Genomic DNA, 26,931 nt, shown 5'->3' on the forward strand with positions numbered 1-26,931 from the left:
TGTGAAAGTTTTATACAGAAAAATTAGTTATATTTCTAATTTTATAGCTCTTCTGCATATATTATATACAATAATTGTGAAAGAATACTAATTAGTTGTGAAAGTATATTAATTGGTATAGGTAGTTGATATATAATGGAAGTTATTTTAGTATAAATTTATATAAATAATAGTATAATTTATATAGAAGTAGTATTACATATATTTAAAGCTATTCAATTTAGGAGGTTCTCATGAGCGAACGTGTAGTAGTGGTAAATGCAGGCAAAATGAATTATGACCATGCATTGGATTTCTCCATATTATCTAATGATGTGCAGGTCTACGAAGATAGTACGAATGCTGAGCTTATTGAACGGATTCAAGGTGCTCGTGTTGTGGTTACAAAAGAATTGCCTGTAAGTGCCGATCTGCTTTCACAATTCCCTGATACTGTAGAGCTTATCGTAGAAGCAGGTACTGGCTATAATAATATTGACCTTGATGCAGCAAAGAAAAAGGGCATCACTGTGTGCAATATTCCTGCGTATAGCACAGAGCGTGTAGCACATACAGTGATCATGATGATCCTCAATTTTGCTTCTACCATGCAGCAACAAATTGGTATGCTGGCTAAAGGTGATCGCAGCAATTTCACGAAATACCTTCAAGTGAGCCATACAGAAGTGAATGGTAAAACCTTAGGTGTTGTCGGAGCTGGTCACATCGGTATGGAAGTCATCAAAGTTGCAAAAGCGCTAGGTATGAACATCTTAGTGCATACACGTACACCAAAGGCTGATGGTGATGGCATTCGTTATGTGAGCCTTGATGAACTGCTAGAAAATAGTGACTATATTTCCTTACATTGCCCGCTAAATGACCAAACTAAACATCTTATTAATAAAAAAACAATCGGTAAGATGAAGCCTAATGCGGTCATTGTGAATACGGGCCGTGGACTTCTCATTAATGAAAGGGATCTTTGTGAAGCATTAGCCGCTAAACGTATCGCTGGGGCCGGTCTCGATGTACAAGAGGTAGAACCACCAGTTGAGGATAGCCCTCTTTATACCCTAGATAATGTTATCATTACTCCACACATGGGTTGGAAAGGCCTTGAAACACGTCAACGCTTGGTAGGAATCATTCGTGACAATGTACAAGCCTTCTTTAAGGGTGAACCAATCAATGTTGTATCCTAATAGATTTAAAATAATTATATAATAGGTTCTATAACGGCATGAAAGTAATTGTCTAATTCTGTAGGCGATTCTTTCATGCCGTTTTTTACCCACCATAACACCATTTCCACAAAACTACCTGAAATATGATTGATAATAAAGTCATCTGGTAGATTTGTATTTGCTTTACGGTCTTGGTTGATAAAATATCCTTGTACCAACTCATTTAGATGATCCCTGAAATAGCGCAAAAAGATTTCGTTATTATCACTAGCTAGTAGCTCTAGGATTTTATTTTCATTTTGCTGTAAATGTTGTAATAAATGACCAAATACTGAGACTGGGTAAATACTTTGTTGATAAAGCCCATGAGCATGAGGTAAATGATTAATACTATCTTTTATATGTAAAAATAAGTCTTCGCAGAGTGCTTCTAGTAATGCTTCTTTTGTGTCGAAATGAGCATAAAAGGTGGTGCGGCCAATATCTGCGGCACTAATGATTTCTTGAACGGTGATTTTGTCATACGCCTTATTAGATAATAATTCGTTAAAAGCTATAAATATGGCTTTGCGAGTTTTTTTCTGTCTACGATCCATATTAACTCCTATCGTTCTTTTAGTACAGAATAGCTTATATGTTCCGTAATGAACATATAAGATGTTTTATATATTGTATTAAAACTATAGGTTGATACAATTAAAGTGAACAAGGTGTTCGCTATCGTAATTATTGTACTGTAAGTGTAGTCATAATTCAATTCATATTGGTAGTGAAAGTTTGATAAGGGGATTGTTGTATGGTACATCGAATACATGATATATTATCTGGTTTATATATGACGATTTTAGCGGGGCTATTTTTACTGCTTGATGGGATTCCGCATTTGATAGAGGAGTTTGGTGGACAGAGACCATTTCAAAATATATTCCCTTTTGAACCTTCCTGGATTACCGTTATTATTTGTGGTTTTCCTCTTGTATATTTATCTATACGAAGGATTGTATATAATAAGGGAATTAGTAAAATCTCATCAGCTCTATTGATTTCCATGGCTATGTTTGCAGCCGTTGCCATCGGAGATATATTTGCGGCTGGTGAGGTAGCGTTTATTATGGCTTTAGGCGCTCTCCTTGAAGAATCAACTACCGAGCGAGCAAAAAAAGGGTTGAAGAAGTTAATTTCATTAGCACCTGTTAAGGGTCGTAAAATACAAGATAACAAAGAAATGATGGTTCCTGTAGAGTCTATACAAAGTGGTGATTATTTACGAATCCTTCCGGGCGAAACGATACCTGTAGATGGACGCATTATTAATGGTGAAACAACGGTAGATCAATCCATTATGACAGGCGAGTCTATACCTGTTGATAAAATAATTGATGATGATGTATTTGGCGGAACGATTAACTGTTTTGGTGCCATAGATATTATAGCTACTAAAGTGGGCGAAGATAGTTCTATTCAAAAAATGATTCAACTTATTAAAAATGCGGAACAGAAACAGGCTCCGATTCAGCGTATAGCTGATATTGTTGCTAGTCGATTGGTTCCTATTGCATTGATGATTGCATGTATAGGCTATTTAATAACTGGTAATATCATCGTCGGTGTTACTGTGTTGGTAGTGTTTTGTCCTTGTGCATTGGTGCTCGCTACACCTACTGCAGTTATGGCTGCTATTGGTCAAGCTACTAAACATGGAGTTATTATTAAATCTGGTGAAATTCTTGAAACTATGGGAAAAGTAGATACTATGGCATTTGATAAAACCGGCACATTAACACGTGGTCAGTTAGCGGTCCAATCTATTTTAGCCGTTGATACAGATTATAGTGAGACCGATATTCTTCAATTAGCTGCATCTGCAGAGGCTAAGAGCGAGCATCCTATTGGTAAAGCTATCGTTTCTCATGCCATAGAGCAAGATTTAGAAATACTTGATACTACTTCGTTTACGATGTTCGTAGGTAAAGGGATTATAGCCGTAATAAAAGGTCGAGAATTATATTGTGGAAATGAACGATTCCTTGAAGAGCATAATATTATTGTCAGTGAGTCTATTCAACAAGCCATTAATGTATATCGAAGTGAAGGAAAGGTATCTGTCATTATTGCAGATAGAGAGCATATTATAGGTATCATTACATTATCTGATACAATGCGAAATGATGTGATAAATATGATATCTGCTATCTCAAGCTTAGATATGACAACAGTATTACTTACTGGTGATAGTAAAGCAGCAGCTACATATATTGGAAAGAAATCTGGCGTTTCCGAAATACATGCGGAGCTTTTACCAGGAGAAAAAGTAAGTATTATCGAATCATTGCAAGGGAAACATCATAAGGTTTGTATGGTTGGCGATGGAATTAACGATGCACCGGCTATGAAGACTGCTGATGTGAGTATTGCAATGGGGACTATTGGTAGTGATATTGCCATAGAAACAGCAGACATTGCTTTGATGAGTGATGACCTTAGTAAAATTCCTTATATTAAACGATTATCAGATGCTACGATTAAAACTATAAAATTTAGTATTGCTTTATCAATGGTCATTAATTGTATCGCTATTATTCTCTCATTGCTTGAGGTTTTGACGCCTACTACAGGTGCATTAGTGCATAATGTGGGATCTTGTTTAGTGGTCCTCATCGCTGCCCGTTTGTATGATAGAAAGTTTATTTAAATGCAATAAGAGCCGTCCCCGGTTGTATGGGGGCGGCTCTATTGATTAGGGCTATCATAGATCAAGTCTTGGTATATATATTTATATATATCAAGGGAGGTAGTTATCCTCAAACTTGATTATGATTGATGTTGTGTTTTGATGGGACTCCACCAATGGCGTCTATAGGCCTTGATGCCTTCCACCACGGTTCTTGTCGCTTTAGCTGCAATATCTTTCGTTGCAGCTGGGATGCCCTCTAGGCGATAGGGAATACCTAACTCCTTATATTTAGCAATACCCATAACGTGATAAGGTAAGCAATCAACGGCTTGTAAATTTTTCAGAGATCCTAGGAAAAAGCCTAGACGATAGTGACGATCGGCATTATCTGTAATCGTAGGGACTACTACGTGACGAACCCAAATCGGAACTTCCACGTCTGCCGTCAATCGAGCAAACCCGAGAATGGGCTCTAACGGTTTACCCGTTAACCATAAATGCTTGGCTGGATCGATTTCCTTAATGTCTAGGATGACGAGACTAGTTACACTGAGTAATTTACGGTATGCCACCTCTTGGTGGGGGTCAAAACAAATTCCACTTGTATCTAAACAGGTATGGACGTTTCTTTCACGGAAATATGTGAAAAGCTCAATAACAAAGTCGATTTGCATAAGAGCTTCCCCACCTGTGACGGTGATACCACCATTAGTATAAAATTGGCGGTTACGTTCGTACTGGTCCCATAATTCCTTTACGGTCATGAATTTAGCATTATCGCTAGTTTCATCCCATGTATCAGGATTATGGCAATAAGCACAGCGCATGGGGCATCCTTGAAGAAATACCACCATGCGCATGCCTGGACCATCAACCGTACCCATCGTTTCAACCGAATGAATACGTCCAGTCATAGGAAACCTCGATTAGATACGTTGATGGAATGTACGGGAAATAACTTCGTCCTGTTGTTGTTTTGTCAATTTGTTGAAGTGCACCGCATAACCGGATACACGAATCGTCAATTGAGGGTACAACTCAGGATGTTTTTGAGCGTCTAACAATGTTTCACGAGTAAACACGTTAACGTTCAAATGATGGCCGCCCTTTTGGGAATAACCATCCAATAACTCTACCAAGTTATCAACTTGTTGGTTGCTCATGGGTATAACCTCCTTTCAACCAAGACTAACACTCGTATCGGTGCCGGTGAAAGCAGTCCGATACTGTGGAAGATTTTATTTATCTTCCTTTATAGTAACATTTGGTTCGCTGCATGCGAAGTTTGTATTGCTGTTAGGCAATTGAGAAGGGTCTAACTCAATATCAAAATCGCTGACGGAAACAAATGTTTCACCAGATTTACCTAATGCGTCCGGAATGATAGAGAAGGTATTAGAAATACCATCGGAGCAATCACGCCATGGCATTTTAGCTACGGATGCCAACGAGGATACAGCACCGTGAGAATCACGACCGTGCATTGGGTTCGCGCCAGGAGCGAAAGCTTCGCCAGCTTTACGGCCATCTGGAGTAGAACCTGTAGCAGTACCATATACTACGTTGGAAGTAATTGTTAACAAGCTCATAGTTGGAACGGATTGACGATATGTAGGATGTTTACGAATCTTGTTCATAAATGTGGAAACAACCTTTGCTGCCAAGCTATCTACACGGTCATCATCGTTACCATATTTAGGGAAGTCACCTTCGATTTCGAAATCAACAGCGATGCCATTTTCGTCACGGATAGGTTTTACCTTAGCATATTTAATAGCGGATAAGGAGTCTGCTACTACGGATAAACCAGCGATACCAGTTGCAAACCAACGAGTTACCTTGCGGTCATGCAATGCCATTTCTAGTTTTTCATAAGCATATTTATCGTGCATGTAGTGAATGATGTTCAAGGCATTTACATATACGCCTGCCAACCATTCCATCATGTCGTCGAATTTTTCCCATACTTCGTCAAATTCTAAGTATTCGGAAGTGATAGGGCGGTATTTAGGACCAATTTGTTTCTTCAACTTTTCGTCAACGCCACCGTTGATAGCGTAAAGCAAGCATTTCGCCAAGTTGGAACGAGCACCAAAGAATTGCATTTCTTTACCGATACGCATTGGGGATACGCAACATGCGATGGCGTAGTCATCACCAGAGTTAGGACGCATCAATTCGTCATTTTCGTATTGAATGGAAGATGTTTCAATGGATAATTTCGCACAGAAACGGCGGAAACCGATAGGCATGCGAGGGGACCATAATACAGTGAGGTTTGGCTCTGGAGCAGGGCCAAGGTTAGTCAATGTATGTAGGTAACGGAAGGACATCTTAGAAACCAATGTACGGCCGTCAGTACCCATACCACCGATGGATTCAGTGGTCCAAACAGGGTCACCTGTGAACAAATTGTTGTATTCGTGGATACGTGCGAAGCGAACCATGCGCAATTTCATAATGAAATGGTCTACGAATTCTTGGATTTGTTCCTCTGTGTATGTGCCGTTGCGAAGGTCTCGTTCCGCATAGATATCGAGGAATGTGGAGTTACGACCAATGGACATAGCAGCACCGTTTTGCTCTTTAATAGCACCAAGATAGCCGAAGTAAATCCATTGCATAGCTTCACGAACATCCTTAGCTGGTTTGGAAATATCATAGCCATAGGATGCTGCCATCTCTTTCAATTCTTTCAAAGAGCGGATTTGATCTTGTATTTCCTCACGGTCGCGAATGACATCTGCTAGCATGTCACCCATTGTAATGCTAAATTGTTCTTTTTTATCTTCAATGAGATAATCAACACCGTAAAGAGCGATACGACGATAGTCACCGATAATACGACCACGGCTATACGCATCTGGCAAACCAGTTACAATGTGAGCGGTACGTGCAGCACGCATTTCTGGAGTATATACATCAAATACGCCATCATTATGAGTTTTGCGATGTTTCTTAAAGAAGTCCTCTGTTTGCGGATCCATTTTGAAGCCGTATTCTTCAATAGCGGATTTTGCTGTGCGCAAGCCACCATAAGGGAACATAGCGCGTTTTAAAGGTTTGTCAGTTTGTAAACCAACGATTGTTTCAAGTTCTTTGTCGATATATCCTGGCGCATGGGCAGTAATGTGTGTGGCCACGGAAGTATCAGCATCGAGCATGCTGCCTTTTTCACGTTCTTCTTCATAAAGCTTCATTACTTGTTCCCACAATTTTGTTGTTCGTTCTGTAGGACCAGCAAGGAAGGAATCGTCCCCTTCATAGGGGATATAGTTTCTTTGAATAAAGTCGCGTACATCAACGGCTTTATCCCACACACCTGTGTTAAAATCTTTCCATGCAGTATGTTGCATTTTGCACCTCCATAAAAGGATATAACTATAGATTTCTATGCCTATAGTGTACAATGTTTGTAACAATTCCACAATGAATAGATGATATAGATTTTCAATACATACTATGCGATTTTGTGAAGTATCTTATAAATTTCCATAAGTCGAATTATTGAATTTTACTTGTATATAGAGGATTATATAAGTTTTTTCTTTTTGTGATCTCACTTGATGCATACATAATAATATGAAATTGCATATCAATATTATTTAGGGAAATAAAAATTTCATTAAAGAGGATGAAGGCGGATTATTCAATAGTATGATCGGATAGTTTATATTTGTGTACTGTTCGGAGGCCGTTTATATCTTGTACAGAATCAGCCTGTAAGTCTTTATAAATGCACACATATTGCAATGCTACGGAACGTTGCCGGCAAGGAAAACAAGCGTTTCTTTTCTTCAATGACATCATATACTATACTCTGAGCAGCTCTTGTTGAAGAGTAACTGATATTGCCTAAAATAGGAGGTTACATTATGAATTTTAATGAAAGATTACGGGAGTATAGAAAACAATCTGGATTATCTCAAGGAAAATTAGCTGAAACGCTCAATGTGTCGAGACAGGCCATAACAAAATGGGAATCGGGCAGTGGGATGCCGGATATTTCAAATTTAAAGGCTCTTTCAGTTGTATTCCATGTCTCTGTGGATGAATTGCTTTCAGAAGAAGCGGTTAAAACGCGATATCCTTATGAAAGTATTGTAGAATACGATATCGATGAGATAAAACATTTCGACATTAAACTGGGTTCTGTTAATCGCGTAAAAATGAGAGCTGGAGAGGGTGAGAAGATAAAGGTTCAACTGGTCAGTGATACTATTGAAAATTTGACGGAACTGGTGAAAGTAAAAATCGATGATATCAAAAGGCGTATCGATGTGGATGTAAATCGTTCCAAATCCTTATGTGAAGAGCTTGTAAAAGAACATCTGTCGATTTTTATAAATTTGCCTGAAAAATATATGGGAGATACGGAGCTAGCGACCCATTGTGAAAAGCTAGAGCTGTTTGATATTATTAGTGAAAAGTTTGAGCTAGATGGAGAGGCTAAAGAAATTTATATTGCCGGCGGTAACAGTCATATAGAGCTGGATAATAACTCTCCAATGGAGATATATGTAGCAGATTATACGGGGCGAATTGATGTGAATCAGATATCGGCGAAATCTCGTCTATATGTCTCTCATGAGTATGCTTTCAAAGCGGTGAAAAAAGGTATTCGTACTAAATTGCTCTTTGAAAATCGTGGACATCTTGTAGACGATTTTTCTGTGTCTGAATCAGAAAATCAAATTGAAATCAATGGAATCAATAGTGAACTTACAATAGTCAAGTTAAGTGAATAGTTGCATTAACTACATAGACATATCTGCTACATAGTTTTCATAAAGCGTTATTACTTGTTCCCACAATTTTGTTGTGCATTTTGTAGAACGAATAAGGAAGAAACCGTTTCCTACATAGGAGGTAAAAGGTATAATAGATTGTATAGGCGAATGCTATTGAAAGGTGGATGTTAATGACAAATCGAAAGAAAGCACTTTTAGGTGCTTCTGCTACTATTGCGGTGTGGGCTACTGCATTTCCTTTCAGTAAAATCGCATTACAGTCAGTAGATTCGTTGACATTGTCTGTGGCAAGGGTCATGGGTGGCGCTTTACTTATGCTAGTAATCGGCGTTGTAAAAGGGCTACATATACCGACAACATGGCGTGAGTGGGGACTATATATTCTGTTAGGCGCTACAGGGAATTTTGTTTACCAAGTTGTTTTTAATGAAGGCTTGCGCACAATTCCAGCGGCCACATCCAGTATTATTATGGCCTTGACTCCGATGACGACAGCACTGATGGCCACGATTATTTATAAGGATACAATACGACCTATAGGATGGCTATTTACCATAACTGCATTTATAGGTGTAGCCATAATTATTCTATGGAATTCCGCCCTTACTATTCCTGTAGGAGCCTTGTGGACTTTGTTAGGGATGATACTCTTTGCAGTGTATAATATTCTAAATCGTGGACTTAGTTTAAAGGGACATAAGCCTATTACCATTGCTATGTGGTCTATGTTTACGGGGGCTATTATGGCATTGCCCTTTGCGGAACATGCTATTGAATTGATTGTGGTGGCACCGATTAGTGCAAAATTTGCTATGGCCTATTTAGCATTCCTATCTAGTGCGTTAGGCTTTGTATTCTGGAGCTATGCCTTGGAACATGCTGAAAAGGTTTCTGATGTAACTAATTTTATGTATATCTCGCCTATAGTGGCAGCTATTGTAGCAGCCTTCTTATTGGGGGAAATACCTAATATGGGTCTCTATATAGGGGCGCCTGTCATTTTAGGATCCCTATATCTCTTTAATCGATATAGATAATTTATTTTTGTTAGTGTTTGAATTGGTTCAGCTTGATGTAAAAAAATAAAATTAGATAAATAGGGATGTGAACCCTTATAAGATAAGAGCTATATAATAAAAGAACCTCAACCTTTTAACTGGTGAGGTTCTTTTTTGGTTTGACAGTCCTTATAAATTGTAGTAATCTAAGTACATAATTAAATCATACCTTATAGATATGTTTTAAATTTAAAATTAATTCCTACTGAATTGTAGGAAAAGAGGTGGTACAGTGATTGCTATACGAAATGTAACGAAAGAGTTTGATGTTAATAAGCAAAAGGTTACTGCATTATCTGATGTAAACTTTACCATAGAAAAAGGCGACATATTTGGCATTATTGGCTTTAGTGGAGCCGGTAAATCTACACTGTTACGCATGATTAATGCTTTAGAGGTACCTACCTCTGGTCATGTTGAAATAGATGGTGTGAATATCAATGGTTTAAGTTTTAACGAGCTCAGAAAGGTTCGTAAGCGCATCGGCATGGTGTTTCAACAGTTCAATTTATTGAATGCTAAATCTGTGTATGATAATGTGGCGATTCCATTAATTCTAAATAAAGTTCCTAAATCAGAGATTGATAATAAGGTTAAAACCTTGTTAGACTTTGTTGATTTAGGTGATAAAGCAAATGCCTATCCAGGAGAATTATCTGGTGGTCAAAAGCAGCGCGTTGGTATTGCTCGTGCGTTGGCTACAGATCCATCAATTCTGCTTTGCGATGAAGCAACAAGTGCTCTTGATCCAGATACAACAGAGTCTATTCTTCAATTATTAGAACGCGTTAATCGTGAACTAGGGGTAACAGTCGTTATCGTAACTCATGAGATAGATGTAATCCAAAAGATATGTAATCACGTTGTAGTTATGGAACATGGGAAGCTTATCGAGAGAGGTTCTGTACTTGAGGTGTTTAGTAAACCTAAGCATGAAACAACAAAACGATTTGTTAGGACTGTTATTCCTGATGAAATCCCATCTACAGTTAAACATACCTTGGCTTGTGATAAAAGGCCTTACACAATACTTAAAATGCACTTCTTAGGAAATAATACAACTGATAATGTGCTATATCATATTAATAAAACTTTTGATTTAGAAACGAGTGTGTTGTTTGCTACGGTAACAGAGTTAGAGCATACGGTACTTGGAATTTTCATCGTTCAGTTCATTGGTGATGATCTTGAAGTGGGCAAGGTAAAAGAGTATCTTGTGACACAAGGCATTGAATGGCAGGAGGTGGCACTATAATGGATTTCTTTATGCAAGAACTTGGCGTTCCCGGTTCGCAGTTATTACTAGCTGCAGAACAAACATTATATATGGTGTTCCTATCTCTATTCATTGGTACAATACTAGGGTTAATTATTGCAGTTACACTGGTGGTAACAAATCCTAATGGGATTGTTAAAAATAGTGTTGTTTATACCATTACAAATACAATTGTTAATATCGTGCGTTCCGTACCATTTATCATCTTGATGGTGTTTATCTTACCGTTGACTAAGATGATTGTTGGTACTCGTGTGGGCACAACGGCGGCTATTGTACCGCTTGTTATATTCATTGCGCCTTATCTTGCTCGACTCTTTGAAAACTCTATTTTAGAGGTCAATAAAGGCATTATTGAGGCTGCACAGTCTATGGGGGCCTCTCATTTTGAGGTGATTTGGCATTTCCTTTTACCAGAGGCAAAGGGATCGCTTATCTTATCCATTACAACAGGTACTATAGGTCTTATCGGTGCTACTGCTATGGCTGGTGCCATTGGTGCAGGTGGTGTAGGTGACTTGGCTCTTACCTATGGTTATGAACGGTTGAACTTCCCATTGATGCTATTTACCGTTGTTATTTTAATTATTTTTGTTCAAATTATTCAAACAATAGGTAACTACTTTGCACGTCGTGCGCGTCGTTCCTAATTTGATGAAATAGATTTTAGTTATATGGATTGTGAAAGTATAGGAGAATGTACTATGAAATTTAAAAAATTCCTTGCCCTTGGTATGGCATTAGTATTTAGCGTAGCTTTTATCGCAGGTTGCGGCTCTAATAATAGCGATAATGGTGCTAAAAAAGAATTAACCTATAGTAAATCTCAAGGCCCTTATTCTGAATTGTTTGAAAAAGGTGTAAAACCAATTTTAGAAAAACAAGGCTATACCTTCAAAGGTGTAGATATGTCTGACTTGGTACAAGCAGACCAAGTATTGAGTGATGGTGAAGTTGATTTTAATGTTGAACAACATACAGCATACATGAAAAACTTCAACGAAAAACAAAATGGTCATCTTGTAGCATTGACCCCAATTCCAACAGTGCCAGCTGGTATCTTTAGTGGTTCTAAGACATCTTTAGATCAAGTAGCTGATGGCGATACTATTGCAGTTCCTAATGATGCGTCTAACATGGCTCGTGCCTATGCGTTGTTGCAAAAAATCGGTTGGATTAAACTTGATCCTAACAAAGATTTAGCAACAGTAACACAAGCTGATATCATTGAAAATCCTAAACATCTTAAATTTACTGAAATGAAATCTCTTACAATTCCTTCTGTACGTACTGATTTCGACTATATTGTTATTACCGGTGCTATCATTTATAATGCAAAAATTGATCCAAAATCAGCGTTGGCTAACGAAGATGTATTGCCACAATGGTTGTTACAAGTAGTAGTTAACGAGAAAAATAAAGATGCACAATGGGCAAAAGACATTGTAGCAGCTTATCATTCTCAAGAATTTAAGGATTACATGGAAAAAAATAATAACGGTTTATGGTTTGTACCAAAAGGTGAATAAATAAGAGAACCACCGATAAGTTGCAGCTTATCGGTGGTTCTTTTTTCCTATAATTCTATTGTATGGTAATACAAAAAATAAACCAATTAACAGTCAATAACGTCCAATCAAGCGGACAAATGAGTGTTAATCAGTTTATGATTAACAATAGTATACTAAACGAAAAAGATTTAGACAAGCTTCAAAAACAATATAATTATCAGTACTATCAAGCTGCGTGTCATGGGTCGTCACATGATTTTGATTTGTTTGATTTAGGTGCTATTAGGTTAACTACGGAACAAGGTTTGAATAAAATAAGGGTTTCACCTAATGATTTTAATTTATATGAAATTATATATTATAATAAAAAGCAGAATTACTGCTGCTGCTGTACATAAAGGTACAGGTAGTCAGACCAGTAATTCTGCTTCTATGGTTACTATATATGAAATGACGAAAGATATCAATGATGGATATGGAACCCTTCACATTGATGTTAATGGCAATCCTGAATTTTATATACTTATTCCTGCCACATAGTTTTCGTATAGTTCTTTATAGTGACCACCGCGTTTGATGAGTTCGTGGTGTGTTCCTTGTTCTGTGATAGTGCCGGTAAAAATCCAAGTATCTTGCAGTACCATGCCTACCGTGTTGTGTAAGCTTTCACGAGATACGTCGCGAATATCTACGCCATCGTTGATGATTGTGGCCGTTAAGGTTGGTATATATAATGTGCCTGCCACGGTGAGTAACGAAAGAATGGATACGATAATGACTGGAAACCATAAAGATTTTATATAGCGTATAAAAGGTTTCATTTAAATCCTTTCAGTAATTTTAGTTAAATTAATAATTTTCGATATTTATATTGTATTGTATAAAACCAAAAATATCTAGTAAAAACTATTACTAAAAGTTTAGTATTAATCAATAAGTATTATGACGAATATTATATTCTCACTAAAAAAATTCTGCTATACTGTATTAGCAATTTTGCAGTTTTATTTTTAGTAAGGAGTGTTCTTAATGAAGTTGAATTGGAAATTATTTGCACCGCTTGTAGTAGCTATTCTTGTATGGCTCATCGGTGCTCCTGAAGGTCTTAGCGCAAATTCTTGGATTTATGTAAGTATTTTTGCAGGCCTTGTGGTGGGGTTGATTTTAGAACCAATGCCACCAGCTTTCATCGGTATCATTGCTGTTACCGTATCTATGTTATTTAAGGTTGGTCCAGCACCTATTATAGACAAAGCAACTGGTGTAGCAAAGGCTATTACGGATGCCCAAGCTATCAGCTGGGGACTTAGCGGTTTCTCTAATGCTATCGTGTGGTTGATATTCGCAGCATTTATGATCGGTATCGGTTATGAAAATTCTGGTCTTGGTCGACGTATTGCATTGTTCCTCGTAGCCAAGCTTGGAAAGTCCTCTTTAGGCCTTGGGTATGCTATTGCTATTACTGACCTTGTGTTGGCTCCATTTATTCCAAGTAATGCGGCTCGTTCTGGTGGTACGATTTATCCAATTGTATCTAGTATTTGTCCGATGTTCGATTCTTACCCCGATAAGAATCCTCGTAAAATTGGTTCCTATTTGAACTGGGTAGCATTGGCAACAACTTGTGTATCTAGCTCTATTTTCTTGACTGGTGCGGCGCCAAATCCATTGGCTCTTGAATTGTCTGCAAAGTCGGGTATCGTAGCTGCCAACTGGGGCACATGGTTCCTAGCATTCTTGCCAGTGGGTATTATACTATTTATCATCACACCATTATTGACCTATGTATTCTGTAAACCGGAGGTAAAAGGGTCCCCTGAAATTGCAGCATGGGCAAGGGATGAATATAAGAAATTAGGTTCCATGACACGCAGTGAAATCTTCATGGCCTTGATTTCTGTATTGGCTCTTGTGTTGTGGACTGGTGCTTCTACATTTAAAGTGAACCCAACTACAACAGCTTTGATTGTTATTATCTTGATGATTTTCACCAAGATTATGACATGGCAAGACTTCCTTGCTAACAAACCAGCATGGAATGTTTTGACTTGGTTCGCTACACTCGTACCTATGGCTGCGGGTCTTAAAAACGTAGGCTTTTTGGAGTGGCTTGCTAAATCTGCAGGTGGTTCTTTAGTATCCTTAGATCCCACAATGGCAGTTCTTGGTTTGTTATTAGCATTCTGCTTGCTTCGTTACTTCTTTGCTTCTGGCACCGCTTATGTAACTGCCATGGTAGGCTTATTTGCTACTCTAATTCTTCAGATTCCTAGTGTTGATCCAGCTCAAGTTATGTTGATTCTTTTAGTACCAATGGGTATTATGGGTATCCTTACACCATATGGTACTGGTCATAGCCCAATTTGGTTTGCTAGTGGTTATAATAAAGGCCCTGAATTCTGGAAATTAGGTGCTATCTTTGGGATTATCTACCTTGCGATATTTATTGTGGTGGGTATTCCATGGATTCAGTTCGTAATGCCACTTTTAGGATAGGCTTTCCGCCGCCATATGTCTCTCTGCGCTCCATTCGCTGCAAGTCGCTGGACAGACATATGGCGGCTTCTTTTATCCTGAAATGGCAATACTCACTTTGGGAAAAGCAAGTCGAGCTTACAGAACGCTACGAGGGGCTTCCTTTATATCCGAAAATGGCATAGCTCACTTCGGGAGGGCAAGTCGCTGGACAGACATATGGCGGCTTCTTTTATCCTGAAATGGCAATACTCACTTTGGGAAAAGCAAGTCGAGTTTAAAGAACACTACGAGTAGCTTCCTTTATATCCGAAAATGGCAAAACTCGACAGAACTCGACAAATCTAAAATAATAAATATAATATTGATGTGATAGTAAATATCTTTTTTGGGTTTTCTGATGGAGGTGGTTTATTATTATGTCTGCTACAGAGCGTGTTGTACAGTCGATTTTATATGAGCTGGGCTGTGTTTTGATTGGCTGTTTGGTGATGCAGTTTGTTCCGCATGAGGGGCAGCCTTTGGTCTTGATGATTATTTTTTCCTTGTTGGCGATGGTTTGGAATTTTGTGTTTAACTGGATATTTGATAAACTAGTACTAGGTGACCGATTAGCGCGAGGGCCTGTAATCCGCACAATTCATGCAGTGTTGTTTGAAGGTTTGTTTATGCTTGCCACAGTGCCTATTATTATGTACATGATGCATATGAGCTTTTGGATGGCCTTTGCTACAGATATAACGATGACATTAGTCATATTAGGTTATACTTATATTTATAATTGGGTATATGATCGAGCACGTCTATATTTTGTAGAGGCTTAATTTTGAATGTGAGGTAGGTACCTCTTGTAAAATCTATATCGTATAGTAGGAGGTTCTTATGTCTACAAAATCTATTACGGGCACAGGTCTCTTGTTGGCCGTTGCCTTATTGGCGCAAAGCTTGCGCCTTATTTTCCCCTTTATTCCTAATCAGGTGAGCATGTTCCTCATCGGTTCCATTACGTCTGCAACCTTTGTACTCGCCACATGGCGCTATGGATGGAAGAATGGTCTTGTTATTGCTTGGATTGCACCAGTAGTGGCGCATTTACAAGGCATGTTGCCGTTGCCACCGTTCATTTTGATTACGGCCCTAGGAACGACAGCGTATGTATTCGTAGCCCACTGGTTACAACATAAACCAAAAGCATTGCTTATCATTGTGGCGGCTTTGGTAAAAGCCGGCGTACTCTTTGGAGGGTACTCCTTGTTCTTCTCCTTGTTCCAATTTCCACCAAAGATTGTAAATACCATGCTTTTTGTAGCTAGTTGGCCTCAATTGGTAACATCTTCTTTAGGTATTATTTTGGCATTACTTATTACAAAACGTACTAAAAATTAGTCTAACTTAACTTAGAGTTATGACAACCCATTCAAAATAGATATGACTTTTTCGGGGCACTCAGGCAGTATGAGTGCCCATTTTTGTTGACCTTAGTCATTGTCTACTTTTATAATTAACATATTGTATACAAATATGAGGAGTTGATAGGAATGAAATTTAATACAAAATGTGTTCACGGCAGTGGTAAACCAGATAGCACTGGTGCAATTTCCCCTGCAATCTATATGTCTAGTACATTTTCTCATCCAAAGTTGGGGGATACAACAGGTTATCAATATTCGCGCGAGTCTAATCCAACGCGCGACCGTTTGGAACAATTGATAGCTGGCCTTGAAGAAGGTACAGATGCATTGGCATTTTCCTCCGGTATGGCAGCTGTGGACGCAGTATTCCACCTATTCTCTCCTGGAGATCACATCATCTTAGGTGATGATTTATATGGTGGTTCTATCCGTATGTTCACAAATATTTACGAACAGAACGGCATTGAGTTCACTTATGTAGGCACCTCTGATCTTGATGCGGTGAAAGCTGCTTTTAAACCGAATACAAAGGCTGTTTATATTGAAACACCGACAAATCCTATGATGGAGATTACCGATATTCGTGCACTCTGTGCATTGGCGCATGAACGTAATGCGCTAGTGATTATCGACAACACATTTTTGAGTCCATATTTCCAAAAGCCATTGACCTTGGGTGCCGATATTGTCGTTCATAGTGGTACAAAATTCATCGGTGGTCATCACGATGTAATTTCTGGTTTTACTATTGTAAAAGACGAAGAAATCGCCGCAAAATTGCGTTTAACGTACAAAACCGTAGGTGCATGTTTATCTGCTATGGATAGCTGGCTCGTTATTCGCGGCGTAAAAACATTGGCACTTCGTATGGAGCAACACCAAAAGAATGCCATTGCTCTTGCGGAATGGCTAAAGACACAACCTAAGGTAACAAAAGTATTGTTCCCAGGACTTCCTGAACATCCGGGCTATGAAATCAATAAAGCTCAAACAACAGGCTTTGGCGGCATGTTATCCTTCGAAGTAGATAGCGAAGAAACGGCTAAACAAGTATTAGAAGGTATTGAGCTTATTCAATTCGCTGAAAGTCTTGGTGGTACAGAATCCTTGTTGACATACCCTGTAACGCAAACACATCCAGATTTAAAACCGGAAGATGCAGAACGTAAAGGTATTACACGTCGTTTGTTGCGTTTATCTGTAGGGATTGAAGATACAGAAGACTTGATTGCAGACTTGGAACAAGCTTTTAATAAATAAAGGAGTTCCTATGGGACAATATAACTTTGATCAAATTTTAGATAGAACGCACACGAAATCTTTAAAATATGATTTTGCTGTAAAACGAGGCAAACCTGCGGATGTGTTGCCATTCTGGGTAGCGGATATGGATTTTGAAATTCCCCCTGAATTGAAGCAAATTTTATTAGACCGCGTAAACCATGGTGTGTTCGGATATACCGAGTCCGACGACGAATACTTTGATGTGTTACAAAATTGGTTTAGCACTCGTTTTAACTGGATTCCAGAACAAAAATGGCTTGTTAAAACGCCTGGGATTGTATTTGCTTTGGCGATGGCGGTGCGAGCTTTCACCAAGGAGGGTGAAGGTGTGCTCATCAACCAACCAGTGTACTACCCATTTAGCATGGTTATTGATGACAACAATCGGCATCTTATCAATGTGCCGCTCATCAAAGGCGAAGAGAGATATACTATCGACTTTGAAGGCATTGAGCGAGCTATCGTTGAGGAAAATGTTACATTATTCCTCTTGTGTAACCCCCATAATCCGGTAGGACGCGTGTGGACTGAGGACGAGTTGAAACGCCTCGGCGATATTTGTATTAAACATAATGTGCTCATTGTGAGCGATGAAATCCATGCAGATTTTGTATGGAAAGGGCATACGCATAAGGTCTTTGCCGCTCTTGGTGAAAGCTATGCAGAACACTGTATTGTATGTACAGCACCTAGTAAGACCTTCAACATTGCAGGCTTACAAGTAAGTAATATTTTCATTCCTAATGATTCCTTACGCCGCCGTTTTATCAAAGAAATCGATCGTGCTGGTTATAGCCAATTGAACACGATGGGGATTGTGGGCTGTGAAGGGGCCTACAAAGTAGGGGCTCCTTGGCTTGATGAATTGAAAGAATATATTCAAGACAATATTCAATTTACCATCGACTATATAGCAAAATATATGCCAAAAATCCATGTGTATCGGCCTGAAGGGACATATCTCATGTGGCTAGATTGTTCTCAATTGCCGCTGAGCCCTAAAGAGCGAGATGAATGGATCGTTAATGATGCCAAGTTATGGCTCGATACGGGTTCTATGTTTGGCATCGATGGGGAGGACTTTGAACGCATTAATGTTGCTTGTCCTCGTAAAATATTAGAAGAAGGGCTCGAATCTTGGCGCCGTGCCTATGAGGCTAAGGGCTTTTAATTAGATTAGGTTATCAAATTGTAGAATATGTAGAGGTGACATTATGCCTATTAAAGTAATAAAAAATTTACCGGCCATAACGAAATTAGCTCAAGAGAATATTTTCGTTATGGATACTGAGCGGGCGGAAAATCAACAGATCCGACCTTTGCAAATTTTGCTAGTCAATTTGATGCCTACTAAAGAAGTGACGGAGACGCAAATTTTGCGTGCTCTCAGTAATAGCCCATTGCAAGTTAATTTAACATTGTTGCATACCGCATCTCGTAAGGCTAAAAATACAGATGAACAATATTTAGAAACTTTCTATCGTACTTTTGATGAGGTAAAAGACCAGTTCTTTGACGGTATGATTATTACCGGTGCTCCTGTTGAGTTAATGCCTTTTGAAGAGGTAGACTATTGGTCTGAACTCGTAGAAATCATGAACTGGGGCGAAGAACATGTATATTCGACCTTCTATATCTGTTGGGGGGCTCAAGCTGGTTTATATCATCACTTTGGTATTAACAAATCTATTATGGATGAGAAATTATTCGGTGTTTATGAACACGATATTTATAATGATCGACCAGTGCTCATGCGTGGATTTGATGAAAAGTTTTGGATGCCACATTCTCGTCACACTACAGTTTCTTTGCAACAAATTAAGGAAAATCGTGACTTGGAACTTTTGGCTGGGTCTGAACCAACAGGTGCTGCTATCGTTCGTAGTTTAGATAATAAGCATATCTTTGTATTTGGTCATGCCGAATACGATTGGGACACACTTAACCGTGAGTACGTGCGGGATATCAAAAAAGGTATGGATATTGCAGTTCCTGAAAACTACTTCCCGGATAATGATCCAAAACAACGTCCCATCGTGCGCTGGCGCTCTGTAAGTACACTATTATTTACAAACTGGTTGAACTACTATGTATACCAAGAAACACCGTACATCATTGAACAAATCCAAAAAATGAAATTTGAACGGGATAAAAATTTAGGCGCTTACATCTAAATGTAAGTACTTATTTCTAATCTATTGATAGTAATATGTACCCCTAATTACTTCTAACATTTCTCAAGGGAACTAGTTCTTTGGAAGTAATTAGGGGATTTTTATTTTTCATAAAATGATTTAGTTCGCATTAGAGTCTTTGGTAAAAGTTTTTATCGTCCTTTGCTTACCATAGTTTAAAGTTATGGAGAAGACCATATAAAAAATAGTAGACATATTTTTTAAAACATAGTACTATACTAGGCATAAAGAATGAACTCAATTCACAGTTAATATAAAGGAGTTGTTATAATGAGCAAACAATACAGATTTGAAACATTACAATTACATGCTGGTCATACCGTGGATCCAACAGGTTCTCGTGCAGTACCTATTTACCAAACTACATCTTTCGTATTTAAAGATGCAGAAGAAGCAGCAGGCCGTTTTGCATTGACTAATCCTGGTGGTATTTACTCTCGCCTTGGCAATCCTACTACAGATGTATTGGATGCTCGTGTAGCACAACTTGAAGGCGGTGCAGCTGGTATCGCAGTAGCATCTGGTTCTGCAGCGGTTACGTACTCTATTTTAAATGTAGCAGATGCTGGTGATAATATTGTTGCTGCATCCACATTGTATGGTGGTACTTATAATTTGTTTACTGCTACATTGCCTCGTTTGGGGATTCAAACTAAATTCGTAAATCCGGATCATTTGGAAGAATTTGAAGCAGCTATCGATGAAAAGACTAAAGCCGTTTATATCGAATCTATTGGTAACCCTGGTATTAATCTTATCGATGTACAAGCCATAGCTGATATTGCACATAAACACAATATCATCTTGATTGTAGACAATACATTTGCATCTCCATACTTATTCCGTCCATTAGAACATGGTGCTGACGTAGTTGTACACTCTGCTACTAAATACCTTGGTGGTCACGGTACAACATTGGCTGGCGTAGTTGTAGAATCTGGTAAATTCGACTATAAAGGTTCTGGTAAATACCCTGGCTTCTCCGAAGGTGACGAACACTACAATGGATTAGTATTTGGTAATTTGCCAATCCCATTCACTGTAAAAATTCGTGCTCAATTACTTCGTGATACTGGTGCATGCATTACTCCACTTGCAGCATGGCAAATCTTACAAGGTATTGAAACATTGTCCTTGCGCGTAGAACGTCACGTAGAAAATGCTCGTAAAGTAGTAGATTTCTTGAGCAAACATCCTAAGGTAGCATGGGTAAGCTATCCAGAATTAGAAGATAGCAAATACAAAGCATTAGCTGATAAATACTTCCCTAAAGGTGTTGGTGCAGTATTCACATTCGGTGTAAAAGGTGGTAAAGAAGCAGGTATTAAACTTGTTGACTCCTTGGAAATCTTCTCCAACCTTGCCAACGTAGCAGATGCTAAATCTCTTGTTATCCATCCTGCATCCACAACACATGCACAACTTAACGAAGAACAACAAAAATCTGCTGGCGTAACACCAGATATGATCCGTGTATCCATCGGCCTTGAAAATATCGATGATATCATCGAAGACTTGGCACAAGCTTTAGATAAAGCATAATTTTCGTACCTCTTGTTTGGAAAACTATAGATCAAACCTTTAAAACTTACAAATGACATCCTTAAGCTGAACTTTGCTTAAGAAATAGAACACATAACTATCAAACCTATAAAACTTATACAAAAGGCCTCCCGCAGGGAGGCTTTTTTGTTATTAGTGTGTTGTTGTCTTTATAAGAATGAAATGTTGTGTAGGTGTAATATAATCTTGATAGAATGGGCATAAAAAGACCTTGGATTTAATGATCCAAGGTCTTTAAGGGAGTATAGTGTGTGTAACGTTTGGTCTGTGGTGTGTGAGCACAGACCGTTTTCCTATTGTGTGAGATAGGATTTAGGGAGTCCGTGGTTAGTGTTACGGGCTCTCTGAGAGTGTGTTAGAGAGTGTATCCAAAGGATACAGTGTGTATAGTATGTGTGTTATATGTGTAGTGTGTCATCTAAGTGGGTTAGGATAGGGTTTCACTTGATGAAATGAAAATCTTAGTATTTTGTGTTTTTAACTTTAGCGCTAATAACTTTACCGGATGTAGCGTCTACTTTTACTTCAGCATTTTTACCGCCGCCAGTTGTCATATCGAATTCATATACAACTCTGCCGTTTTCACGTTCAACGGTCCAATCCATAGTTTGGAAATCAGAACCAACTTTTTCCATAGCTTTTGTTTCAGCTACTTCAGGAATGATGATGTTTTGAACGTTAATTGTTTTAGAAGCTTTGGAGTAACCTTTTACTTCTTTACCAACGATTTGACCAGATGCTTCGTCTACTTTAAGCTCTACTTCACGGTTGCCATAATAACCTTCTACTTCATAGTAAGGATTATGTTTTGCGTCATAAGAAATAGATTTTACAGTAGCGCCAGGGAATTGTTGTTGGAATACTGTAACAGCGCCCATATAGTCAACAGAATAGTTAGCTTGTGCGGATGGAGCAACGCTACCAACACCATTCCAGTTGCTATGGTTGTTGTAACCATGGTTGCTAGCTGCACCAACTACACCTGCTAATAATACTGTACTAACGCCAAATGCACATAGTACTTTGGATACTTTCTTAACATTTTTCATAAGCAATGCCTCCTGATACCAAATTATAATTTTCGTTTAGTTACGATTTTGTGAAAGTAGATTTTACTCAATCTACTTATGTATAATTTAATCTTGTTATATGAAAATAAGGTGAAATTAGATGATTTTTGTATGAAGATGAGTATATCTTTTAGTTATTATGAACTATTGATAATAACTATTAGCTATAGTCAAAATTAAAAAGTACTAAAAACATAGTATATATAGTATTAGACTATATAGTAAACTAAAAGTCAACCATTATAGTTGACAATTAAAAATACAAGTGCTTTAATTTAGATAGTTAGTAGTTTGTTTCCGTGTTATCTTGGACTTTTATTCTCCATTGATAGCACAAATTCCTGCTTAGGTCTGTTATGAATGGAGGTATACCATGAGCTCTACTGTATCAAAACAAACTCGCATTACCACCCGTCAGTTAACGATGACAGCACTCTTTGTGGCGCTAATCGCGGTTGGTGCTTTCATACGGGTCCCATTACCGAATTGTCCGTTTACATTGCAAATCTTATTTACTACATTAGCGGGCATTGTTTTAGGTAGTCGTTTAGGTGCCGCTAGTGTTGGCATTTATATTGTACTAGGCCTTGTTGGGGTTCCTATTTTTACATCTGGTGGTGGTCCTAGTTATATTTTGCAACCTACCTTTGGTTATTTAATTGGCTTTATGGTTGGTGCGTATGTAGTAGGACGCATTGCAGAGACAATGGATACACTATCGTCTAAACGTTTGCTAGCCGGATCTATATTAAATCTGTTAATTGTATATGGTCTTGGCATGGTGTACCTATACTTTATTATGAATCTGTATTTAGGTAAGCCGATTGGTGTGGAAGCTGTCATTATTACTTGCTTCCTAATCCCAGTTGGCCCAGATATTTTCTTGTGCGCTGTAGCAGCATCTCTTGGCAAGAGAATTATTAAAGAATTACAGTACTAATAGAACGTTTTAATAACTATTTTTTAATAACTATTATAATTAGAATAACTAGAAAAAATATAATAAATATAATAACTATTATAAGGAATCAATCTATTGTAGATTCATATAGATATTGAATTATGAAATATACGTTATTTTATTCAACAGAATCATTCCTATTAAAAACGAGGCGTTAAGCCTCGTTTTTTTGTAATTCTTAAGGGTATACATAGCCTAATATAGGTTCTGCCGATTTGATTTTTGTAATCTCTACATATGGTTGTTTACGACCGTGGAAGTCTCGGGTAGAAACCTTACCTTCAATCGATACCCATTGTTCATTTTGTAAGCTATCACCGTCTGTCTTATAGGCTGTCATGCCAATAGGGGCAACGTCAGCAATACAACAAGCCATAGCCATACGAGAAATAGTAAATTCGTTAGATTTTAATGTATTATCTTCGCGGTTCACATAGCCTGTCATATAAACTGTGTAGTCTTTATATTGATCAGCATTTGATCCAACTTTTACAATGGTTTGATAGAAATTGTCTGAGTTCAAAACGATTTCTTTTTTGTCTTTGGAAATTCCTGGCTCTTTGCTTTCACTGTTAACAGTGACAACCTCTCCAATAGCATCGTTTGTAAAGTCAAAATTGTTAGTATCATCGTTTACACGAGCGGCACCATGAACGCCTGTTGATGGTACAAGAACGGGAGGAACGATGAGCAACATAATAGGAATAATAATCGGAACGATAGATTTCCAGTTATGCTTGTAGTATTTTGAGGGTGCCCAAATAATCGTCGCTAGACCACCTAAAATAAGGGCAACGCCACTAATACCTAGTAAAAGTTCATAACGCGGTGCAATATAGTTCAAATAACGACCTGTCACAATGAGGTAAATACAACAGATACCTAAGATGAGATACAATAGACCTTTCACGATAGAAAAGCGATCTTTCAGTCCTAATGTCATGAAATCATCTCCTTTTAATTAATTAAGAACTGAGATAATGATTATAAAAATTTGTAAATTAGCTAAGAAAGAATTTGAATACTAATGCTGCCATATAGGACATAACAGCAATCGTTATGCTTAATCGTATGATAAATGAGGTAGGCATATATTGCTTTAATATATATACGTTTTTGATATCTAGCATCGGACCTAAGATGAGAAAGCCCATTACGGAGCTAATAGGAAATAAGGTGCTCAAGGATTTACCGATGATGGCATCTGATGTAGAGCAGACTGAAAAGAAGAATGCTAACATCAGCAAAATTGGAATGGCTGTAAATTCTGGCAAGGTTAATCCTGCGTTGAGAAGCCAAGGCTTGCCATACACTTGAACTATAGATAGTACAGTTGCCGCCATGGAAAAATAGAATAAGAGTTGAGAAAACTCTTGTTCCATATGGACTAACAATCTTTTTTTATCGATATGTTTAGTTTTAGTTGTTTCTAAAACGATTTCTTCGTAGCTAAGATTCTGTGGTGTTCTTGCTTTCAAAATAGATGTGGCTGGAGGCCAGAATCGGAACGATAGGGCTACTAACAAGGCAACACCTAATCCTAAAACGATACGCCATACGGAGAGCATGGGATTGTCAGGAAACGCATACCATGTAGAAAGAATGGTGATAGGGTTGATAATCGGGCTAGCGAGCATAAATAAAAGAGCTACTGATAAAGGGATGCCTCGATCTATTAGCGCCTTGAATAAAGGAATGATGGCACAGTCACAAATTGGCAAGGCAAAGCCACTGACCATAGCAGCTCCATAGCTTTTCAAAGAATGATCACCTAACAGTTTTAGTAGCACTCGTTGTGGCACGAAATAGCGAATAATCGTCGAGCCTACCGTGCCTAATAAAAGGAATGGAATGGCCTCGATGATTAGGCCCGTGATTATGGCGAAGCATTGGTGAATGGAATAGGGGATGTCATGGCGAAAAGCTGTGACCAACAGTATATAGGTTGTAATACCAATAACTAATAGATTAGGAATGAGTCCCCATGTGGAATTCCGGCACAGTTGTTCTACTTTTTCTGGTGTAGGAGCTGTTATAATTTTAGCCTCTCCGTTGTAGGTACGTAGTAAAGCGTGATGTGTATTGGATTCTGTGATAATACAATCTGAACTATACAATTGACTCATTACATCATTACCTAAACCAGGGAGTATGGTTGAAACAAATTGATCGGTACAAATATACAATACCTTTTCTACTTGTACTAGGTGGCTTAATATATCGCTATATAGTAAGGCTTCTAGTTGATGAAAGCTTACCATGCCATTCCACTCAATCCATAGCTCTTTTGGCTGTAGTCGTTTTAAATAATCCCCGATTTTACAGGCTATCAATTCGTAAGACTTGATATCGCTAGGAACGATGGCACTGAGTTCATCCGCATTGAGTTGTAAGGGCTCTTTGATGAGGCGTTCACTGCCTTCTTCGGCGCTGATTATTGCGGTACCGCCTAGCTTTTTACGGTATTGTAATTGTTCGTTTATGAACGTGCTTTTACCGGATCCAATAAACCCTGTAACGATATAAACAGGTATCATGATTGACACACTTCGTTATGTACCATTGGTACATTAAAATCTGTGCCGATAACGACTAAACTATAGTCATTAGTTTCACTAGGTGAAAGCGAACAGTAATGAGTGCCGTATTGGAGTTCGTGAGGACCTTCCGTGGTTGGTACAATCCCTTTGGCACGAAGCACTGTATCAGGCATGCCTTCTAAAATGGTTTTCCATTGTGCAAGACTAAGGGTGCGCAAATCCTTAAAGGTATGACTCATAAATAAATGTTCATCGTGTAAGCAGTGATCATCATGACAATGATACAGGCGCTTGATGTAATCACGCAAACCAATGGTATCCCATGCTTCTTCATGAATTGGTGTATGTGGCGCGAGGTCGCGAATCATACGTTTTGTAATGCTTGTCTGTTGAATATCTTCTGTATGGCTCAAAAAAATCGCATCACTATGAGTGATTTGATCCTTGAAGAAAAGACCAAAATTTTTGATAAACATTGGTGCTTGCATAGCATCGACAGTCGTTATTGATGCGTGAATGTAAGCAGATTTTGCAATGTCCTCGTCGTTACAAGTATGGATGATTTCACTGAGCTTGCTAACACCTGATGGCTCGATGTAGATCATATCGATTTTGTAATTTTGCAGAATATCAAGTAGTGCTTGTTGGAAATTTCCTTGTAAGCTACAGCAAATACAGCCAGATGTTACTTCACGGACTGTGGCCCCTGTTTTTGCAAGATTAGCAGCATCGAGGCTAGTTTCACCAAAATCGTTTTCTATAATAAGAATTTTATCTTTCGATGTATGTTCTTTTAGTATATGTTGTAAGAATGTTGTTTTTCCAGAACCTAGAAATCCGGATATGATAACTATTGGAATCATATATACCTCCTGCGTAATGTAAACACAGTATACACCTATAGGATAACACAGAAAATACTCTATGGGGTATATGGAAACTAGCAAGTTTATCAGAGTTTAACAGCCTTCTCTGAAATTTATAGATTATATACT

24 protein-coding genes and 1 pseudogene are annotated in these 26,931 nt (G+C 38.2%); 16 read left to right on the forward strand and 9 right to left on the reverse strand.

The window, feature by feature from the left end:
- Positions 1 to 233 precede the first annotated feature (233 nt).
- Positions 234 to 1,184, forward strand: a complete 951-nt coding sequence (locus B1A77_RS04100; protein ID WP_077708037.1) for a 2-hydroxyacid dehydrogenase — start codon at positions 234 to 236, stop codon at positions 1,182 to 1,184.
- Between the two features lie 14 nt (positions 1,185 to 1,198).
- On the opposite strand, the gene B1A77_RS04105 is transcribed toward B1A77_RS04100, so the two are convergent.
- Positions 1,199 to 1,762, reverse strand: coding sequence for a TetR/AcrR family transcriptional regulator (locus B1A77_RS04105; protein WP_077708038.1), 564 nt, complete (start codon positions 1,760 to 1,762; stop codon positions 1,199 to 1,201).
- 200 nt (positions 1,763 to 1,962) lie between these two features.
- On the opposite strand from B1A77_RS04105, the gene B1A77_RS04110 reads away from it, so the two are divergent.
- Positions 1,963 to 3,858: a heavy metal translocating P-type ATPase gene (locus tag B1A77_RS04110; RefSeq protein ID WP_077708039.1), complete on the forward strand. Its 1,896-nt coding sequence runs from the start codon at positions 1,963 to 1,965 to the stop codon at positions 3,856 to 3,858.
- 119 nt (positions 3,859 to 3,977) lie between these two features.
- Here the strand turns inward: B1A77_RS04110 and pflA are convergent, their stop codons facing one another.
- From pflA to pflB, 3 genes are all read right to left on the reverse strand, one after another.
- Positions 3,978 to 4,754: a pyruvate formate-lyase-activating protein gene (gene pflA / locus B1A77_RS04115; RefSeq protein WP_004693958.1), complete on the reverse strand. Its 777-nt coding sequence runs from the start codon at positions 4,752 to 4,754 to the stop codon at positions 3,978 to 3,980.
- A 12-nt stretch (positions 4,755 to 4,766) separates the two neighbouring features.
- Positions 4,767 to 5,003 (reverse strand): autonomous glycyl radical cofactor GrcA3, encoded by a 237-nt coding sequence (gene grcA3 / locus B1A77_RS04120; protein WP_004693956.1) that lies wholly within the window; start codon positions 5,001 to 5,003, stop codon positions 4,767 to 4,769.
- 75 nt (positions 5,004 to 5,078) lie between these two features.
- The gene (gene pflB / locus B1A77_RS04125) at positions 5,079 to 7,196 is read right to left on the reverse strand and encodes a formate C-acetyltransferase (protein ID WP_077708040.1); all 2,118 of its coding nucleotides are present in this window, start codon (positions 7,194 to 7,196) and stop codon (positions 5,079 to 5,081) included.
- Positions 7,197 to 7,715: 519 nt separating this feature from the next.
- Here pflB and B1A77_RS04130 point away from each other — a divergent pair.
- From B1A77_RS04130 to B1A77_RS04155, 6 genes are all read left to right on the forward strand, one after another.
- A complete protein-coding gene (locus B1A77_RS04130) occupies positions 7,716 to 8,588 on the forward strand; it encodes a helix-turn-helix domain-containing protein (RefSeq protein WP_077708041.1) in 873 nt (290 codons plus the stop codon).
- 173 nt (positions 8,589 to 8,761) lie between these two features.
- Positions 8,762 to 9,628 carry a DMT family transporter gene (locus B1A77_RS04135; protein WP_077708042.1) on the forward strand — a complete coding sequence of 289 codons (867 nt, stop codon included), beginning with the start codon at positions 8,762 to 8,764 and terminating at the stop codon, positions 9,626 to 9,628.
- 253 nt (positions 9,629 to 9,881) lie between these two features.
- Positions 9,882 to 10,904: a methionine ABC transporter ATP-binding protein gene (locus B1A77_RS04140; protein WP_077708043.1), complete on the forward strand. Its 1,023-nt coding sequence runs from the start codon at positions 9,882 to 9,884 to the stop codon at positions 10,902 to 10,904.
- 71 nt (positions 10,905 to 10,975) lie between these two features.
- Positions 10,976 to 11,575 carry a methionine ABC transporter permease gene (locus tag B1A77_RS04145; RefSeq protein ID WP_423837869.1) on the forward strand — a complete coding sequence of 200 codons (600 nt, stop codon included), beginning with the start codon at positions 10,976 to 10,978 and terminating at the stop codon, positions 11,573 to 11,575.
- 54 nt (positions 11,576 to 11,629) lie between these two features.
- Complete coding sequence (locus B1A77_RS04150; RefSeq protein WP_077708045.1) at positions 11,630 to 12,454, forward strand: MetQ/NlpA family ABC transporter substrate-binding protein; 825 nt, start codon at positions 11,630 to 11,632, stop codon at positions 12,452 to 12,454.
- Between the two features lie 312 nt (positions 12,455 to 12,766).
- Positions 12,767 to 12,976: a hypothetical protein gene (locus B1A77_RS04155; protein WP_012863840.1), complete on the forward strand. Its 210-nt coding sequence runs from the start codon at positions 12,767 to 12,769 to the stop codon at positions 12,974 to 12,976.
- 59 nt (positions 12,977 to 13,035) lie between these two features.
- Here B1A77_RS04155 and B1A77_RS10230 read toward each other — a convergent pair.
- A pseudogene (locus tag B1A77_RS10230) lies at positions 13,036 to 13,257 on the reverse strand (hypothetical protein); the annotation flags it as partial.
- A gap of 208 nt (positions 13,258 to 13,465) precedes the next feature.
- Here B1A77_RS10230 and B1A77_RS04165 point away from each other — a divergent pair.
- From B1A77_RS04165 to B1A77_RS04195, 7 genes are all read left to right on the forward strand, one after another.
- The gene (locus B1A77_RS04165; RefSeq protein WP_077708047.1) at positions 13,466 to 14,932 is read left to right on the forward strand and encodes a DASS family sodium-coupled anion symporter; all 1,467 of its coding nucleotides are present in this window, start codon (positions 13,466 to 13,468) and stop codon (positions 14,930 to 14,932) included.
- 398 nt (positions 14,933 to 15,330) lie between these two features.
- Positions 15,331 to 15,735 carry a PACE efflux transporter gene (locus B1A77_RS04170; protein ID WP_077708048.1) on the forward strand — a complete coding sequence of 135 codons (405 nt, stop codon included), beginning with the start codon at positions 15,331 to 15,333 and terminating at the stop codon, positions 15,733 to 15,735.
- Between the two features lie 58 nt (positions 15,736 to 15,793).
- The gene (locus B1A77_RS04175) at positions 15,794 to 16,297 is read left to right on the forward strand and encodes an ECF transporter S component (RefSeq protein ID WP_077708049.1); all 504 of its coding nucleotides are present in this window, start codon (positions 15,794 to 15,796) and stop codon (positions 16,295 to 16,297) included.
- Positions 16,298 to 16,449: 152 nt separating this feature from the next.
- Complete coding sequence (locus B1A77_RS04180; RefSeq protein ID WP_077708050.1) at positions 16,450 to 17,583, forward strand: trans-sulfuration enzyme family protein; 1,134 nt, start codon at positions 16,450 to 16,452, stop codon at positions 17,581 to 17,583.
- 10 nt (positions 17,584 to 17,593) lie between these two features.
- Positions 17,594 to 18,778 (forward strand): MalY/PatB family protein, encoded by a 1,185-nt coding sequence (locus B1A77_RS04185; RefSeq protein ID WP_077708051.1) that lies wholly within the window; start codon positions 17,594 to 17,596, stop codon positions 18,776 to 18,778.
- A 43-nt stretch (positions 18,779 to 18,821) separates the two neighbouring features.
- Complete coding sequence (gene metA, locus B1A77_RS04190; protein WP_004697897.1) at positions 18,822 to 19,781, forward strand: homoserine O-acetyltransferase MetA; 960 nt, start codon at positions 18,822 to 18,824, stop codon at positions 19,779 to 19,781.
- 291 nt (positions 19,782 to 20,072) lie between these two features.
- Positions 20,073 to 21,344 carry an O-acetylhomoserine aminocarboxypropyltransferase/cysteine synthase family protein gene (locus B1A77_RS04195; RefSeq protein ID WP_077708052.1) on the forward strand — a complete coding sequence of 424 codons (1,272 nt, stop codon included), beginning with the start codon at positions 20,073 to 20,075 and terminating at the stop codon, positions 21,342 to 21,344.
- 482 nt (positions 21,345 to 21,826) lie between these two features.
- On the opposite strand, the gene B1A77_RS04200 is transcribed toward B1A77_RS04195, so the two are convergent.
- On the reverse strand, positions 21,827 to 22,414 hold the full coding sequence (locus B1A77_RS04200; protein WP_008602968.1) for a PepSY domain-containing protein: 588 nt from the start codon (positions 22,412 to 22,414) through the stop codon (positions 21,827 to 21,829).
- 394 nt (positions 22,415 to 22,808) lie between these two features.
- Here B1A77_RS04200 and B1A77_RS04205 point away from each other — a divergent pair, with 394 nt between their 5' ends.
- Positions 22,809 to 23,375: a biotin transporter BioY gene (locus tag B1A77_RS04205; RefSeq protein WP_077708053.1), complete on the forward strand. Its 567-nt coding sequence runs from the start codon at positions 22,809 to 22,811 to the stop codon at positions 23,373 to 23,375.
- Positions 23,376 to 23,574: 199 nt separating this feature from the next.
- Here B1A77_RS04205 and B1A77_RS04210 read toward each other — a convergent pair whose 3' ends face one another.
- The 3 genes from B1A77_RS04210 to B1A77_RS04220 are packed head-to-tail and all read right to left on the reverse strand — an operon-like array spanning position 23,575 to position 26,799.
- On the reverse strand, positions 23,575 to 24,339 hold the full coding sequence (locus tag B1A77_RS04210; protein WP_008602964.1) for a TIGR03943 family putative permease subunit: 765 nt from the start codon (positions 24,337 to 24,339) through the stop codon (positions 23,575 to 23,577).
- Positions 24,340 to 24,397: 58 nt separating this feature from the next.
- Positions 24,398 to 25,933, reverse strand: a complete 1,536-nt coding sequence (locus B1A77_RS04215) for a permease (RefSeq protein ID WP_077708054.1) — start codon at positions 25,931 to 25,933, stop codon at positions 24,398 to 24,400.
- Positions 25,930 to 26,799, reverse strand: a complete 870-nt coding sequence (locus B1A77_RS04220) for a CobW family GTP-binding protein (protein ID WP_008602960.1) — start codon at positions 26,797 to 26,799, stop codon at positions 25,930 to 25,932. The genes B1A77_RS04215 and B1A77_RS04220 overlap by 4 nt, the downstream gene beginning before the upstream one ends.
- Positions 26,800 to 26,931 lie beyond the last annotated feature (132 nt).

It is taken from the genome of Veillonella parvula (genome assembly GCF_002005185.1).
Classification (GTDB): domain Bacteria; phylum Bacillota; class Negativicutes; order Veillonellales; family Veillonellaceae; genus Veillonella; species Veillonella parvula_M.

What these genes read in the sequence shown, in the direction of transcription:
- B1A77_RS04215 (WP_077708054.1), bottom strand. Translation starts at nt 25,933, where the DNA reads ATGATACCTGTTTATATCGTTACAGGGTTTATTGGATCCGGTAAAAGC.
- pflB (WP_077708040.1), bottom strand. Translation starts at nt 7,196, where the DNA reads ATGCAACATACTGCATGGAAAGATTTTAACACAGGTGTGTGGGATAAA.
- B1A77_RS04130 (WP_077708041.1), top strand. Translation starts at nt 7,716, where the DNA reads ATGAATTTTAATGAAAGATTACGGGAGTATAGAAAACAATCTGGATTA.
- B1A77_RS04150 (WP_077708045.1), top strand. Translation starts at nt 11,630, where the DNA reads ATGAAATTTAAAAAATTCCTTGCCCTTGGTATGGCATTAGTATTTAGC.
- B1A77_RS04145 (WP_423837869.1), top strand. Translation starts at nt 10,976, where the DNA reads ATGGTGTTCCTATCTCTATTCATTGGTACAATACTAGGGTTAATTATT.
- B1A77_RS04200 (WP_008602968.1), bottom strand. Translation starts at nt 22,414, where the DNA reads ATGAAAAATGTTAAGAAAGTATCCAAAGTACTATGTGCATTTGGCGTT.
- B1A77_RS04220 (WP_008602960.1), bottom strand. Translation starts at nt 26,799, where the DNA reads ATGATTCCAATAGTTATCATATCCGGATTTCTAGGTTCTGGAAAAACA.
- B1A77_RS04165 (WP_077708047.1), top strand. Translation starts at nt 13,466, where the DNA reads ATGAAGTTGAATTGGAAATTATTTGCACCGCTTGTAGTAGCTATTCTT.
- B1A77_RS04105 (WP_077708038.1), bottom strand. Translation starts at nt 1,762, where the DNA reads ATGGATCGTAGACAGAAAAAAACTCGCAAAGCCATATTTATAGCTTTT.
- B1A77_RS04210 (WP_008602964.1), bottom strand. Translation starts at nt 24,339, where the DNA reads ATGACATTAGGACTGAAAGATCGCTTTTCTATCGTGAAAGGTCTATTG.
- B1A77_RS04175 (WP_077708049.1), top strand. Translation starts at nt 15,794, where the DNA reads ATGTCTACAAAATCTATTACGGGCACAGGTCTCTTGTTGGCCGTTGCC.
- B1A77_RS04185 (WP_077708051.1), top strand. Translation starts at nt 17,594, where the DNA reads ATGGGACAATATAACTTTGATCAAATTTTAGATAGAACGCACACGAAA.
- B1A77_RS04195 (WP_077708052.1), top strand. Translation starts at nt 20,073, where the DNA reads ATGAGCAAACAATACAGATTTGAAACATTACAATTACATGCTGGTCAT.
- B1A77_RS04180 (WP_077708050.1), top strand. Translation starts at nt 16,450, where the DNA reads ATGAAATTTAATACAAAATGTGTTCACGGCAGTGGTAAACCAGATAGC.
- pflA (WP_004693958.1), bottom strand. Translation starts at nt 4,754, where the DNA reads ATGACTGGACGTATTCATTCGGTTGAAACGATGGGTACGGTTGATGGT.
- B1A77_RS04110 (WP_077708039.1), top strand. Translation starts at nt 1,963, where the DNA reads ATGGTACATCGAATACATGATATATTATCTGGTTTATATATGACGATT.
- B1A77_RS04155 (WP_012863840.1), top strand. Translation starts at nt 12,767, where the DNA reads ATGATTTTAATTTATATGAAATTATATATTATAATAAAAAGCAGAATT.
- B1A77_RS04170 (WP_077708048.1), top strand. Translation starts at nt 15,331, where the DNA reads ATGTCTGCTACAGAGCGTGTTGTACAGTCGATTTTATATGAGCTGGGC.
- B1A77_RS04205 (WP_077708053.1), top strand. Translation starts at nt 22,809, where the DNA reads ATGAGCTCTACTGTATCAAAACAAACTCGCATTACCACCCGTCAGTTA.
- B1A77_RS04100 (WP_077708037.1), top strand. Translation starts at nt 234, where the DNA reads ATGAGCGAACGTGTAGTAGTGGTAAATGCAGGCAAAATGAATTATGAC.
- metA (WP_004697897.1), top strand. Translation starts at nt 18,822, where the DNA reads ATGCCTATTAAAGTAATAAAAAATTTACCGGCCATAACGAAATTAGCT.
- grcA3 (WP_004693956.1), bottom strand. Translation starts at nt 5,003, where the DNA reads ATGAGCAACCAACAAGTTGATAACTTGGTAGAGTTATTGGATGGTTAT.
- B1A77_RS04135 (WP_077708042.1), top strand. Translation starts at nt 8,762, where the DNA reads ATGACAAATCGAAAGAAAGCACTTTTAGGTGCTTCTGCTACTATTGCG.